The organism is Caballeronia sp. GAFFF2, assembly GCF_023631485.1.
Lineage (GTDB): Bacteria > Pseudomonadota > Gammaproteobacteria > Burkholderiales > Burkholderiaceae > Caballeronia.
The window spans coordinates 14791-29572 of the sequence record NZ_JALQDA010000025.1 but is presented as its reverse complement, the minus strand read 5'-3'; the positions used below and the strand labels follow the sequence as shown (position 1 = coordinate 29572).

Below are 14782 nucleotides of genomic sequence, written 5' to 3'. Positions count from 1 at the left end.
CTCAGGTCGATTAGTGATACTGCATTCCAGGCCGTCATAGATGCCTCCTTCGACGGAACCGATAACGGACCCAGCGAGGCGCGTTGGCAAGCGGAGCTCACCACTCCACCTATAAACACAAGACCGCCGTGCCTTCTCAATTGCGAATGCCGCGGGCGCTCGGCTTTTGCTCATTGCAGAGTTCTATATGAAAGAGATCGTACATATAACCGAAGCCTTTGGAGGGGGAGTCCTCTCCATGCTCACTCAGCTCTCGAACCGTGCTGCGGCTGCAGGCGTCGGCGTCACGATCCTCCACTCCATCCGGCCCGAAACGCCGAACAACTTCGCGAGCCTCTTTCATCCGGCCGTGAAGCTCGTCTACGTGAGCATGTTTCGCGAAGTCAGTGTGAAGAAAGACTGGACGAGCATGTGGGAGCTGGTGCGCAAGCTCAAGGAATGCAATCCGTCGGTCGTGCATTTGCATTCGTCCAAGGCGGGTGTGCTGGGACGGGCCGCCGCGCGCATTGCCGCGCCGCGTGCCCGCGTGTTCTATTCGCCGCATGGCCTTGCGTTTTTGCGTCGCGATGTATCGGCGGCAAAGCAGTTTGCTTATCTCAGCTTCGAGCGCATTGCGGCACGCATGGGCGGCACCATCGTCGCGTGCTCCAAGAGCGAACAGCACGAGATAGAAACGCAGATGCGCACGCGCAACACGGAGATGATCGAGAACGGCGTCAACGTGCTGGAGATTCCTTCGCGTCTTGAGAAAGACGGCCGTGAAGTCGTGGTCGGCATGAGCGGACGCGCATCGTTCCAGAAGAATCACGAAGCCTTCGTGCAGCTCGCCACCGATCTGCGCAACTCCACGACGCAATTCTTGTGGATCGGCGGAAACCTCGATGAATTGCCCGGTCAGACTGCGAGCGATTCAGTCGTATGCAGCGGCTGGGTCACGCGTGAACGCGCGCTCGCCCTGACCTCCGGCCTCGACATCTATGTGCAGACCTCGCGCTGGGAAGGCATGCCGATCGCGTTGATCGAAGCGCAGGTCGCGGGCATTCCCGCTGTCGTGACAGACGTGGTCGGCAATCGCGATGTCGTCTTGCACGGGCAGACTGGCTTCGTCGCCACGACGCACGAAGACATGCAAAAGTACATCGCCATGTTGCGCGACGACCCTATCCTGCGTGCGCGCATGGGCGAAACCGCGAAAAGAACGGCTAGCCGGCGCTTCTCGATGGAAGCCATCTTCCGCAAGTGGCTCTCGGTATACGAATTCGGTTCGGACAGGTACTTGAAAGAGCCCGTCGAATCGAACGAATTCGAATCGTACGAACCCACTTCCGAATCACAGTACTGACCCGCCCGAGACATGGACACATCTATTGCCCCGAACAAGCTCGTCTACAACGGCAGGTTCACGAGTCAGAAGACCACCGGCGTACAACGCGTTGCGCGCGAGCTCGTAGCCGCGCTCGTCAAGCTGCCGCAAGGCTCGCATGTGACGCTTGCCGTGCCGCCGCAAGACGGGCTCGAACCCGTGGCCGGCGTCGAAACCGTGAAGCTCGGCTTCGGTAAAGGCGTGCTGTGGGAACAATTCGTCCTGCCACTCTTTGCGGGCCGCTCGCGCATTGTCAATCTGAGTAACTCGGGTTCGATCTTTCGCGCGAACCAGGTCATCTACATGCACGATGCCGCGGTGTTCGACACGCCCGCGCACTTCTCGTGGAAGTTCCGCATGTGGTATCGCGTGATGTTCTGGATACTCGCGCGCACGTCGAGTTGCGTGATGACGAATTCGGAGTTCTCGCGCGACCGCCTCGCGCATCATGTCGGTGTGGATGCCAAACGTATCGGCGTCGTGCCGCTCGCAGCGGACCATCTCGATCACGTCGTGCCGGACCGGTCCGTCATCAAGGATCTCGATCTCACGCCGAACCGGTACGTGCTTGCAGTAAGCAGCATGAACCCGACAAAGAACTTTCAACGTCTTGTCGACGCCTTCATTCGACTGAACGATCCGTCTATCGACCTCGTTATTGTCGGCATGAAGAACGCCACTATTTTTGGCCGCGCGCATGATCTCTCGAGTGCGCCTAACATCAAGCAAGCGGGCTACGTGAGCGATGAAAAGCTCAAAGCTTTATATCAGGATGCAGCTTGCTTTCTTTATCCTTCGATTTACGAAGGATTCGGCATTCCGCCGCTGGAAGCCATGCGCAATGGCTGTCCGACGCTTGTCGGACGCGCAGCGGCTCTGCCGGAGACGTGCGGCGACGCATCAATCTATTGTGATCCGTACTCCGTCGAGGATATTTCGGCTAAGCTGCGCGAATTGCTCGACTCGCCGGCACTAAGCGAGGATCTCAAGCAGCGCGGCATTGCACACGCGGAGAAGTATCGCTGGACGGAAAGCGCGCGCATGCTCATGCAGTTCATCGACAAGCCATCGCGTTGAACGCGTTTTTGGGGGAAGGCCGGTGAAGTTAGGTATTTACTGCGATTCGGGCATCAATGGCGGGCACGAGGAAATGCTCAAGCGCCTGATGCTTGCGCTCGTCGCAAGCACAGGTATCGAGACGCTTAACATTCTCGTGCCGACCGCTAATGAACCGCTTTTTCGTTATGTAAGCGAACTATCGCTCAAGCATAAGAAAGTGAAGGTCATCGGTCTTACCTATACGGCCGAATCGCTGCGCGGAAACATGATCGAACTCGTCCGCATGGTGCGCTCCACGGCCGCCATCCTGCGTAGTCTCGAACTCGAAAAATTGTTGATCGCGCAAGGCACCATCGCTTCCGGTCTCGCAGGTCTTTTCGCCGCGCGCCAGGCGCGTGTCACCGCCGTGAGCTATCTTCCTCTCGTGGATGATGCGCCGGAAAACGCGGGCGCCGCCGAGAAGATCAAGTGGCTCATCAAGCGCGTGTTGTATCGCATGCCGGATGAATTCGTCACGCTCAACGAGCACTTGCGTGGCAAATTGCGCGCACTTGCGCCGCGTGCGCGGACCACGATCCTCGAAAACTATGTCGATGACCGCTTCAGCCGTTCAACGCTCACGCGTTCGCAAGCACGCGCATCGCTGGGTCTGCCGGATGACGGCACCACGATCATCGCGCATATCGGCAGATTGAATTTCCAGCAGAAGCGTCAGGACTTTCTGATGCAGGCTATCGAAAGTCACAAGGAAGCGTTCGCGCGAACGCTGGTGTTGATCGTCGGCGAAGGACCGGATGCGGAGCGTCTCGAAGCAATCGTCGAGAAGAGTCCCGCGCTTGCCGCATGCGTGCGTATTGTCGGGCCGCAGAAGGACGTGCTGCCGTATATCGTCGCAAGCGACACGCTCGTGTTGCCTTCAGCGTATGAAGGCGTGCCGCTCGTGATGATCGAAGCGGTGCTCGCGGAACGTCCAGTTGTCGTGTCACGGGTGTCGGGTCTCGAATCTTATCTGCCCGATGCGCTGCTGTTTCCCGTCGACGACTCCGCGTCTTTCGTAAAGCGAGTCTTCTCGGCGAGCACCTACTCGATGGCCGCGCTCACGCGCGACTTCCGCCGCCGCTTCTCGCGTGAAGTTTTCGACGCGCAAGCGCAAAGCATCCTGACGAGCGCATCGAGCTCGCGCGGCGCGGCCAATCCCGCCACGCGCGAGCATTCGGACATGCTGGCCAAATAGTTTCGCCTTCCCGAGGTCCAGATATTGAAGCGAACGATTCTGATCGTAGTCGCCTTCTTTGGCGCAATGCTTTGCGGCTCCGTTCTGCTCTTCGCGCGCAGCGGCAGTCCCGATGCGTATCACGCAAGCCGCACCGGCGGCGCCAAGGCCAATGCCAATGCCGACACCCCATCATTCGCCGCACCCAAGATGAAATGCGGCAATGAGTCGGCCGGCGTGTTCTACGGCATTGCTGGCCATATCGAACATCGCGGTGCGTATCGCACGAGCGACTATGGTTTGCAGATTTCGCAGCTGCGCGAACTCGGCGTCACCATGTACGCCCAGGACGTCTCGAACGAAGAAAGCGCGCACATGGTCGCGGACTTCGCGCGTCAGGCGTCCAGGCAGTGCATCGGCGTGCTTGCTCTCGTGACACCGTTCGAAGTGCAGAAGCGCGCCAACGAAGCGGAAGCATTCGCGCGCGGCTACGAACTCGGCAAGCTCTCCGGACGCATTTTGAAGGGCGTGGTGACCTACTATCAGGTGGGCAACGAGTACGACAACTGGACCATACGCGGCGATGACCGCAGCGGCGAGCATCCGTCGGATTACGACAACGCGATGTACATGAAGGCGCGCGGCTCGATCCTCGGTCTCATCAAGGGCATTCGCGAATCCAACCCCGACGCCAAGATTCTGCTCACGTCGTTCAGCTGGCTGCATTTCGCCTTTCCGGACATGCTCTTTTCCGGCACGCAGCCGGACGGAACCAAAGGGCATCCCGTGCCGCAATGGGACATTACCGTGTGGCATTGGTATTCCGACATGGGTTCGATCACGGCAGCGGGATCGCAAAAGACCAACGTGCTGGAGCGTTTGCGCGACAGTTACGGCAAGCCGATCTGGATCACGGAATACGGTGTACGTCCGGATCATCCGGACCCTTCGGGGTATCTCGTGGGAAAGAACGCGCTGGGCGGTTTCGTCTCGATGGCGAAGACCTATGGCATTCAGAACGTGACGCTCTACGAGCTTTACGACGACCAGCGCTTCGGTGGCGACGGCAACTACGGCGTGATTCACGACGACGGTAAAACAAAAAAACCACGCTTCGACGTGGTCCGCGAATTCATCAAAGCCAACCCTATGCCGTGAGGCGTGCTCCGGGTTCAGGCAAACCGCGCATTATCGCCCAAATCCGCCATCGCGCAAGCGGCATGCCTGACCTTTCGAGCATTACAACGTTCGGTACTTAACAGACGCAGATAACTCAGGGCCGGAAGATGCCCCTTAGGATAATTTTTTTCTATTTATCTGCAAGTATCGTAGGGGTTTGCAAGATGCGCCGGGGCTGTCAAGGCCCGCGCTGACCGACGCCGCAGGCCCCAAGCATTCATGTTGCTGCGACTCACCGGCCATACCGCCGGATTAAATAAAGCAAAGAGACGTACCGCGGCTTTAGCCGCCGGGGCATTCGTTTTTTCCAACGCCCTGACAACTACGTTCTAACTATCGAATTGAGGATGGCGCCTTTGAACACGCTCTATGTCAACTCCGGATCTTCGCGCTCAGGCAAGGACGACGGTGAATTCACCGCGAGCGATATGCTCAAACTGCTTCGCGACCATATCGGCATGCTGATGCTGTTCATCGCGGGCGCGGCCTTGCTCGCCACGGCTTATGCGTTTCTCGCCAAGCCGATCTACTCCGCCGACGTCATCATCCGCGTCGATCCACCAGATCCGAACGCGCTCGGTATCACGCCGCAGAATCAGCAGCAGATGCAGCAGCAGGCGCAGACCGTCAATCAGATCGCGCCCGCCGAGATCTCGGTGATGCAAAGCCGTTCCGTGCTGGAACCGGTCGTCAAGCAATTTCACTTCGACATCAAGGCGAAGCCGCGTACGCTGCCGGTCCTCGGGCAGATCGCCGACCTGTTCGCCAAGCGCGGTCAACTTTCGCCCGCATGGCTCGGCCTCGATTCGTATGGCTGGGGCGGCGAGGAACTGAACATCGGCCGGCTCGACGTGCCTGCATCGCTCGAAGATTCGAAGCTTGATTTCGTGCTGCTCGACAAGAACCAGTACGAACTGCGCGACGAAGACGGCGACGTGCTCGTGCGTGGCACCGTTGGCCGTCCGGCAGCTGCGAATGGCGTGTCGATGCTCGTGGACAGCGTGGTGGGCCATCCCGGCGTGCACTTCGACGTGATCCGCTACAACACGCTCGACGCCATCGCGCTCATGCTCAAGACGATGAAGGTGACCGAGTCAGCGAAGGACACGGGCATCGTGCAGATTTCGTTCAATGCGGATGACCCCGAACTCACGGCCAATGTCGCGAACGCGCTCGGTCAGGCGTACATGTCGGCGGCAGTCGCGAGCCGTCAGGCCAACGACACCAAGACGCTCGAGTTCATTCGCGGCGAGTTGCCGCGTCTCGAAGCCGACCTGAAGACGGCCGAAGGCAATCTCAGCGCGTTCCGTTCGAAGTCGCAGTCGGTGCAGCCGGTCAATGAGGCGCAAGCGTATTTGCAAGGCAGTATCACGTCGATGCAACAGCTCGCCATGCTGCAACTGCAGCGCACGCAGGCCTTGCAGCGCTTTCAGCCCGACAGCCCGCAAGTGAAGAACCTGGATCAGCAGATCGCCCAATTCGAAGCGACCAACAAGCAGATCCAGTCGCGCTTCGACAGCATGCCGGCGTCGGAGCGTCAAAGCGCCGAACTCACGCGCGATGCACGCGTGGCCGAAACCATTTACCTCGGCATGATGAACAAGGCCGAGGAGCTGTCGGTGCGTCGTGCGAGCACGAGCGGCGGCGCGCATATTCTCGACAACGCGTTGCGTCCGCATCGCCCGGTGAAGCCGAACAAGATGCTCGTGATTCTCGCGGGTACGGGTCTTGGCTTCTTCGTCGGCACGTTCTTCATCTTCCTGCGCCGTCACGCCATGATCGGCGTGACCGACCCGATGTTCGTCGAACGCCGTCTGTCGGTGCCGGTGCTGGGCGAGGTACTGTTCAGCCGCCAGCAACTCGTGCTCGATCACGAGATCGCGGTGTCGCCGGTCGGACGCGCGCTCGGCTTCTCGGGCACGCAACAAAACGGCGCCGCGCCCAAGGCCCTGCCGCACTACGACCAGGCGCAACACGATGCCATGACCATGCCGCATGTGGACGAACGCGACGAAGACGCTCGCGTGCTTGCCTCGCGCTTCCCGCACGATCCGGCTGTCGAAGCGCTGCGCGCCGTGCGTACCGAGTTGTATCGCGATCTCGTCAATGCGCCGAACAACATCGTCATGTTGACCGGCCCGATTCCGTCGGCAGGCAAGAGCTTCGTCGCGGCCAATCTCGCCGTGCTGCTCGCGGAAATCGGCCTGAAAGTGTTGCTGATCGACGCCGACATGCGCCGCGGCCATATCGCGTCGTTCTTCAAGCAGTCGAACCCTGGCGGCCTCGCGGAAGTGCTGAAGGGCGATATCGGCATCACGGATGCGCTGCGTTACGTCGGCGTGCCCGGCCTGTCGTTCATGTCGTGCGGCGGCTATCCGCAGAATCCGTCCGAATTGCTGATGATGCCGCGTTTCCGCGACATGCTCGCGCGCATGAGCGACCAGTTCGACCTCGTGCTCGTCGATACCCCGCCGTTCCTCGCCGTCACGGATGCCGCGATCGTCGCAAGCGACGCGGGCTCCACGGTGCTGGTGTTGCGCTCGGGCATTCAGACCGAGGAAGAGATCGAGGAGACCGTGAAGAAGGTGCAGCGCGCGGGCGGCAGACTCGTGGGTTCGGTCTTCAACGCAATTCCGCGCCGGCGCAGCAACCGTCGCAGTTATGGCTATGCCGCGGCATACACCAGTTCGTTCAAGCCGGTGAATTAAGCTTGGCCCACTAAAAGAGCGATTACGCAACGCCGCGTGTCTCACGCGGCGTTGCGCGTTGAAGAGCCCCCGACCGATGAAAGAAAAACTCGCGCTGACAGACCGCTTCTACCAGATATGGGCCTTCGCGATGCCCGTGACGTCGTTCCTCGTGATGCCGAGCATCCAGGGCACGACGATCGGCTATCTGATGTGCTTTCTTTCGGTGCCGCTCGTGCTGCTCTTCGGCGGCAAGGCGCGCAAGAACTGGATGCACTTCCTGATCGCGGCCGTGGTCGTATGGCTTTTGATGTTCTGCACCTCGCAGCTTGCGGACGTCATGGCGCCTTTCGATCCCGACTTCAGCAAGGTCGCGATGGTCGACGACACCGACCTCGTCACGTTCATCCTGCGCAAGAGCATGTTCACGCAGTCGATCTACGTCGCGGCGGTGGTGCTCTACGCATCCTACGTCTACTACTTCTACAAGCCGACATGGGACCAGTGGATTCTCGTGGCCGTGACGCTCTTCGCGCTCTACGGCATGTACGAAGTGGTCTACTTCGTCGCGACTGGGCAGCCGGGCGACTTCATCTCGAACCGTGCATTTGGCGATCAGTTCGGCAAGGGTATCGTGCGTTCGGACGGCACCGTGAACGGCAGCTCGTTCCAGCAGATCGACATCAAGGGCTTCCCCATTCAGCGGCTGAAGGCGCTGACCGGCGAGCCTTCCATGTACGCGATGTCCATCTTCCCTTTCTGGGTGTATTTCAACGCGACCTCGCGCGTACGCTGGCCGGTGTGGGTCATCGGCATTTCGCTCATCATGAGTACGTCGTCGACGGTGCTGATCGGCTATGCGGTTTATGCGCTGATTCGCATGCGCAAGCTCGGCATCAACCCGATCAAGGCGTTGATCGCGCTCGCGGTGGTGTGCGTGATCGCCTATCTCGCGCAGGACTATATCGCCGATCTGTTCCAGCAGATGGTGATGGACAAGCTCGAAGGGAAGAACGAATCGGGCTCGGACCGTTCGATGCTGGTCCTGAATTCCGTGCAGATGTGGCTTGGCGCGACGCCGATGAATCAGTTGTTCGGCATCGGCTTCGGCTACATACGCTCGACCGATTTGTTCTCCACGTTGCTCGTGAACACGGGCGTGGTCGGTCTCGTCGGCATCAGCGCGCTCATGCTGTATCCCGCGTTCAAGCTCGACTGGGACGCGCGCGGCATGGCGCTGCGTCAATGCTGCGTGGGCACTTGGCTGATGATGATGGTCTCCGTGCCCGAGTTCGCCTATCTCGCACCGTGGACTTTCGTCGCGATGGCTTACGTGCGAGTGCGCGCGCTCAAGCAGGCCAGGCAGCAGTCGCATGACCGCGACGCCGCCGTCGTCATCGATCAGACGCCTATCGGCACCGACTTCGGTACGAACGCTAAACCGCATTCGGGTCCGCGTGTCGGCTCGCCCGTGGGACCGCGTCCCGCTATCGGCAGCCGCATGAATCCGCGCGGACGTCATCCCTGAAAGCGCCCCGGTGACCCTTCGGGCAGTGCGCGCACTCCCCTCCCGCTTGCCTGCGACGTTCTACAATGGTGGTTTCGACCACCGGACCATGACATGACGAACGTGCGCATGGCCGGGCAACCAGGGAGCACAACATGGCGCAAGTCACGACCGATTCCGGCCTCAAATACGAAGACATCGCTGTTGGCGAAGGCGCCGAAGCCGTCGCGGGCAAGACGGTGAGCGTGCACTACACGGGCTGGCTGACCGACGGACAGAAGTTCGATTCGAGCAAGGACCGCAACGACCCGTTCGCCTTCGTGCTGGGCGGCGGCATGGTCATCAAGGGCTGGGACGAAGGCGTGCAAGGCATGAAAGTGGGCGGCACGCGCCGTCTCACCATTCCGCCGCAACTCGGCTACGGCGCGCGTGGCGCGGGCGGCGTCATCCCGCCGAACGCCACGCTCGTGTTCGAAGTGGAACTGCTCGACGTCTGAATGTCGACGCCATGAACGCGCCAGTCCATCGTCCAGGCATTTCGCTGCGCCGCTATGAATCGGTGCAGGCGACGGACGAGCACGACTTCCATCAGATCGTGCTCGGCTTCGACGGCGCAATGGGCATGGCGGTGGACGGGCGCGAGTCGCATATCGACCGGCATCGCGCGTGGATCATTCCGGCTCACGCGCGGCATGAATACTGGGCCGAGGGCGTGAATCGCCAACTCGTGCTCGATCTTCCGGCGACGTCTGTAGCGGTGCCCGAGCGCTTTTTCGAACGCGCTCGCACCGTCGATCTCGATTCCGCGATGACGCAGCTCGTCGCCGATATCGCGCTGCATGCAGGCATTCACGATGGCCGCTTCGCCTGGCAAGCCGCCGCGCATCTGTGCGGCGCGTTGATGGCCAACGCGGGCGCATCCGTCGTGGCCGAAGCGCGTGGCCTCGACTTCGCGCGCATCGACCGATGGCTGCGGCTGCATTTGTCGGAGCCGCTGCGCATTGCCGATCTCGCCGCACACTGCGGCTTCGGCATGCGGCGCTTTCATCAGCTATTCAGCGAGGCGTTTGGCGAGACGCCGCATCGCTATCTGCATCGCTTGCGGCTCGATACCGCGCTTGCGTTGCTTGCCGATCCGCGCGCCGCGTTGTCGGACATTGCGCTCGATGTCGGTTTCGCCGATCAAAGCGCGTTCACGCATGCGTTCTCGAAGCGCTTCGGCATAGCGCCTGGTCTCTGGCGCAATGGCCTGAGAGCGCCTGACCCGCGTCAGCATTGAAGACGTAAAAAAGCCCGCCGGTCATCGACCAGTCGGGCTTTCTTCATGCCTCAACCAGCTAACGAATCATTCCACCGACAGTTGCAGATGCAATTGCGAGCGCGCGACGTCGCCCTCTTGCACGTCGCTTGCATTGTCGCGATCCGACTGCGATTGCGGCGCAAGACGCGCCGATTCGATCCGGTCGAGATACTCGGTCGTGATGTCGCCGGTGATGTAGTTGCCGTCGAAGCACGAAGCCTCGAACTCCTGCAACTCAGGGTTGATGTCACGGATCGCGCTTTTAAGGTCGGCCACGTCCTGATAGACGAGATAATCCGCGCCGATCATGCGCGCGACTTCTTCGTCGCTGCGGCCGTGCGCCACGAGTTCACCGCGCGTGGGCATGTCGATGCCATACACGTTAGGGAATTTAACCGGCGGCGCGGCGGACGCGAAGATCACCTTGTTTGCGCCGGCGTCACGCGCCATCTGCACGATTTCATGCGAGGTCGTGCCGCGCACGATTGAGTCGTCGACGATCAGCACGTTCTTGCCTTTGAACTCGATGGCCATGGCATTGAGTTTCTGGCGCACCGACTTCTTACGCACCGCCTGGCCCGGCATGATGAAGGTGCGGCCCACGTAGCGATTCTTGAAGAAGCCTTCGCGATACTCAACGCCGAGCTTCGCGGCCACTTGCATGGCGGCGGGACGCGAGGAATCGGGAATGGGCATGACCACGTCGATAGGCACGTCCGGCAGCACGCGCTTGATCTTCTCGGCAAGATAGTCGCCCATGCGCAGACGCGCGTTGTAGACGGGCACACCGTCGAGGCACGAATCCGGACGCGCGAGATACACGAGTTCGAAGATGCAGGGGTTGAGCGTCGGTTTTTCGGCGCATTGATGACTGTGGAGGTTGCCTTCCGCGTCGATGAAGATGGCTTCGCCCGGCTCGACATCGCGCACGAACTCGAAGCCCACGCCTTCCACCGCCACCGATTCCGACGCCACCATCCATTCCACGCCCGTCGCGGTTTCCAGCTTGCCGAGCACGAGCGGACGAATGCCGAACGGATCGCGGAACGCGACGAGCCCGTAGCCCGCGATCAGCGAGACGATCGCGTAAGAACCCTTCACCCGCCGATGCACGCCCGCAACCGCCTTCCAGAGCGCGGCGGCGTCGAGTTGCAAGCCCGAACTCGCGAGCTGCAGTTCATGCGCGAAGACGTTGAGAAGGACTTCCGTGTCCGACGCCGTGTTGATGTGCCGGCGGTCGATGCGGAACATCTCGTCCTTCAACTGCGTCCAGTTGGTCAGATTGCCGTTGTGCGCGAGGATGATCCCGAACGGCGCGTTCACGTAGAACGGTTGCGCTTCTTCCTCGCTCGATGCGGAACCCGCCGTCGGATAACGCACTTGCCCAATGCCGACCGTACCCGGCAGGCTGCGCATGTTGCGCGTGCGGAACACGTCGCGCACCATGCCATTGGCTTTGTGCATGTGGAAGTTGTTGCCGTTCGCCGTGGCGATGCCCGCTGCGTCTTGGCCGCGATGCTGCAGAAGCAGCAAGCTGTCATAGATCAGCTGATTGACGGGACTTTGGGAAACTACACCTACGATGCCGCACATGGCATGGTCCTTCAAAGAGTCGAAACGGGGTCGACGGGGTCGATAGGCGGTGCCGGTCCACACCGCCTGTTCGCAGGCGGGCGCCGTATCGCGTCCCTCATGTAGCCAGCCGTTCGTCTATTGTGCGACGTTTCGCGCCGCGTCGCCGGCATCGGGGGCCGGGGCGACACGCACATACGCGGCAAGCGTAGCGGGGAGCAGCGGTTTCAGTTCACGCACGCCTTGCTCGGCCATGGGCGCGAGCAGCGCATTGCGCCAAAAATCTTTCTGCGGCAGTTCGGTCAAGCCCGCCAGGGCGACCAGGATGACTACCAATATAGCCCCTCTGGCGAGGCCGAACAGCAAACCCAGCGAGCGGTCGACACCGCGCAGGCCGGTGACTTCGGTGATGCGCGTCAGGAGCGCGGACAGCACGCTCGACAGAAGCAGCACGGCCGCCACCACCAGCAGGAACGCCACGAGCCATTGCGTCAATGCACCGCCCGGCCACGTGGACGGTATGTACGGCACGACGACGCTGACGAAGCGCCCTGCAATCAAGATAGCCGCCACCCAGCCGACGAGACCGAACGCTTCGGCCAGAAAGCCGCGCCACATGCCGCGCAAGGCTGACAGACCGATCACGGCGAGCACGGCATAGTCGAAACTGGTGAACATCGAGCTTCTGGTTCGCCTCAGTTCGCTGGCCGCTTGCCACCGGCAAGTCCGGCTTGCCGCACCTTCTGAAGCGCCGCCGATGCCGCCGTGCGATCCGCAAACGGTCCTGCGCGCAACAGAGCGCGCGTGGAGCCGTCCGTTTGCTTGCGATGTTCGAGATATGCGGGCACACCGGCCGCTTTCAACTTGTTGACCCAGTTTTGCGCGGCGGTTTCGTCGTCGAACGTGCCGATTTGCAGCACGAAGCGGCTGCCGGCCGGCGACGAAGGCGAGCTCGGTGCATTGGCGGCGGTATTGGCTTCTTCGGCGGGCGCGACCGGCTGCGGCTTGGCCGCCTGGGTTTTTGCGGGTTGGCTCGCGGGTGCCGGGGACTTTGCTTCCGGCTTGGCCTGCGCCTGTTGCTGAACTGGCGCCGGCGCTTGCGCGTCGGGCTGCGCTACGCCCGCCGCCACGCCGTTCGATGTCGCCGCGGGGCCGTCATGCGCGACGCCGGCTTGCGTGTCGGCATCGGTGGCTTCGCGCGATTGCTTCACGGCAGGCGCGGGGCGGCTTGGAATATCGATGGAGATATCGTCGGTGACGGGCTTCGGGCGCGAGTCCAGCACCATGGGCAGAACGATGACCGCGGCCAGCACGAGCGCGATTGCGCCGACCAGCCTGCGCCGGGCACGCTGCTTTTCGGGCAGCGTGGGGTCGAGCATCATCGCGTCGGCGTCGGTGCGCTCGGGGCGGCGCGTGCGGCGTTCCGTGCGGACGGTATGACGCGTGCCGCGCGGTGAGTCGGAATATGCGTCGCGACCGGAGTCGTCTTTCTTGCCGAACGAGAAAAGTCCCATGTATGGCTTGGTGCGAGAAGCTTGGTGCGGGGGTTTGCCTTGCGGCTGACCGCCAACCGTCTCAGTGATGCTGCGATTTCCGGTATGCCATGACGCCGGCAACCGTGTAGAAACTGCCGAAAACCAAAATTCTATCATTTTCGGACGCACGACTTAACGCATCTCGAAATGCTTCGGCCGGTGTGTCGAATTGTGAAACGCTGCTGTCGGGGCCTTCGTTGACACCGGCATCGCGCAAAACCTTGGCCAGGCGGTCGGTCGACGCGGCGCGCGGAGTGGGCAACGCGCTCACGTTCCAGTGATCGACCTCGCCCTTGAGCTGATTGACGATGCCTTCGATGTCTTTGTCGCCCATTGCGCCGAACACCGCGTAGGTGTACGGAAAGTAGCCCATGTTGCCGAGATTCTGACCGAGCACGGCGGCGGCGTGCGGATTGTGCGCGACATCCAAAATGATCTGCGGTTTGCCCGGCAGCACCTGGAACCGCCCCGGCAACTCGACGTTCGCCAGGCCCAGCCGGATATCCTGCGCCGACACGGCCAGACGGTCGCGCAGCGCTTCGAGCGCCGCCAGCGCGGCCGACGTATTGATGAGCTGATTCGCGCCCCTCAACGCCGGGTAAGCCAGCGCGGAACGCCGTTGTGCGCGTCCGATGTAGCTCCACTGCTGGCGCTCGTTGCCCGGCTGCGCTTCGTAGCGAAAATCGCGGCCCACAAGCCACAAATCCGCGCCGATCGCCTCGGCGTGATCGATCAGGCTTTGCGGCGGCGTCGGGTCGCCGCAAATCGCGGGCTTGCCCGAGCGGAAAATGCCCGCCTTCTCGAAGCCGATTTTCTCGCGCGTATCGCCGAGATAATCCGTGTGATCGATGTCGATACTCGTGATCACCGCGCAGTCCGTATCGACGATATTGACCGCGTCCAGCCGCCCGCCGAGCCCGACTTCGAGCACCACGGCGTCTAGTGTGCGCGAGGCGAAGAGATGCAGGATCGCGAGCGTCGTGAATTCGAAATAAGTCAGCGAGACCGGCTCGGCGAGACTCGCGCGCGCTTTTTCCACGGCCTCGAAATGCTGCAGCAACTCGGCGTCACTTGCCTCGACGCCATCGACGCGCGCCCGCTCGTTGAACGAAAGCAGATGCGGCGATGTGTGACAGCCCACGCGATAACCCGCGCGCAGCAAAATGGTTTCGATGATCGCGCACGTCGAGCCCTTGCCATTCGTGCCGCCGACGGTGATGACCGGGCAGTCGAAGGAAAGCCCGAGCGCTTCCTTCACGCGACCGATGCGCGCGAGACCCATGTCGATACCGACCGGATGCGCCGCTTCGAGATGAGCGAGCCAGGCGTCGAGGGTGGGGAAAGTGTTCATTTTCGAGATCGGGAAA

The 14782-nt window shown here is 61.5% G+C and carries 12 protein-coding genes; 8 read left to right on the top strand and 4 right to left on the bottom strand.

The features are described from left to right. Positions 1-187 precede the first annotated feature (187 nt). The 8 genes from NCT04_RS16000 to NCT04_RS15965 all read left to right on the top strand — a co-directional run bounded on the left by NCT04_RS16000 (position 188) and on the right by NCT04_RS15965 (position 10287). Complete coding sequence (locus NCT04_RS16000; RefSeq protein WP_244829139.1) at positions 188-1342, top strand: glycosyltransferase; 1155 nt, start codon at positions 188-190, stop codon at positions 1340-1342. Positions 1343-1354: 12 nt separating this feature from the next. After that, positions 1355-2440 carry a glycosyltransferase family 4 protein gene (locus tag NCT04_RS15995; protein ID WP_244829138.1) on the top strand — a complete coding sequence of 362 codons (1086 nt, stop codon included), beginning with the start codon at positions 1355-1357 and terminating at the stop codon, positions 2438-2440. 22 nt (positions 2441-2462) lie between these two features. After that, positions 2463-3656 (top strand): glycosyltransferase, encoded by a 1194-nt coding sequence (locus NCT04_RS15990; RefSeq protein ID WP_250466490.1) that lies wholly within the window; start codon positions 2463-2465, stop codon positions 3654-3656. 24 nt (positions 3657-3680) lie between these two features. Then, positions 3681-4793 carry a glycosyl hydrolase gene (locus NCT04_RS15985; RefSeq protein ID WP_250466489.1) on the top strand — a complete coding sequence of 371 codons (1113 nt, stop codon included), beginning with the start codon at positions 3681-3683 and terminating at the stop codon, positions 4791-4793. Positions 4794-5161: 368 nt separating this feature from the next. Further along, the gene (locus tag NCT04_RS15980; protein WP_250466488.1) at positions 5162-7522 is read left to right on the top strand and encodes a polysaccharide biosynthesis tyrosine autokinase; all 2361 of its coding nucleotides are present in this window, start codon (positions 5162-5164) and stop codon (positions 7520-7522) included. Between the two features lie 76 nt (positions 7523-7598). After that, entirely contained in the window at positions 7599-9029 is a 1431-nt protein-coding gene (locus NCT04_RS15975) for an O-antigen ligase family protein (protein WP_244829134.1), read from the top strand. Between the two features lie 134 nt (positions 9030-9163). Next, the gene (locus tag NCT04_RS15970) at positions 9164-9505 is read left to right on the top strand and encodes an FKBP-type peptidyl-prolyl cis-trans isomerase (RefSeq protein ID WP_244829133.1); all 342 of its coding nucleotides are present in this window, start codon (positions 9164-9166) and stop codon (positions 9503-9505) included. 11 nt (positions 9506-9516) lie between these two features. Beyond that, on the top strand, positions 9517-10287 hold the full coding sequence (locus NCT04_RS15965; RefSeq protein ID WP_250466487.1) for a helix-turn-helix transcriptional regulator: 771 nt from the start codon (positions 9517-9519) through the stop codon (positions 10285-10287). Positions 10288-10353: 66 nt separating this feature from the next. On the opposite strand, the gene purF is transcribed toward NCT04_RS15965, so the two are convergent. From purF to folC, 4 genes are all read right to left on the bottom strand, one after another. Further along, the gene (gene purF, locus NCT04_RS15960; RefSeq protein ID WP_244829131.1) at positions 10354-11901 is read right to left on the bottom strand and encodes an amidophosphoribosyltransferase; all 1548 of its coding nucleotides are present in this window, start codon (positions 11899-11901) and stop codon (positions 10354-10356) included. A gap of 117 nt (positions 11902-12018) precedes the next feature. After that, on the bottom strand, positions 12019-12558 hold the full coding sequence (locus tag NCT04_RS15955; RefSeq protein ID WP_244829130.1) for a CvpA family protein: 540 nt from the start codon (positions 12556-12558) through the stop codon (positions 12019-12021). A 17-nt stretch (positions 12559-12575) separates the two neighbouring features. After that, positions 12576-13394: an SPOR domain-containing protein gene (locus NCT04_RS15950; RefSeq protein WP_250466486.1), complete on the bottom strand. Its 819-nt coding sequence runs from the start codon at positions 13392-13394 to the stop codon at positions 12576-12578. Positions 13395-13455: 61 nt separating this feature from the next. After that, a complete protein-coding gene (folC, locus tag NCT04_RS15945; protein WP_250466485.1) occupies positions 13456-14766 on the bottom strand; it encodes a bifunctional tetrahydrofolate synthase/dihydrofolate synthase in 1311 nt (436 codons plus the stop codon). Between the last annotated feature and the right edge of the window lie 16 nt (positions 14767-14782).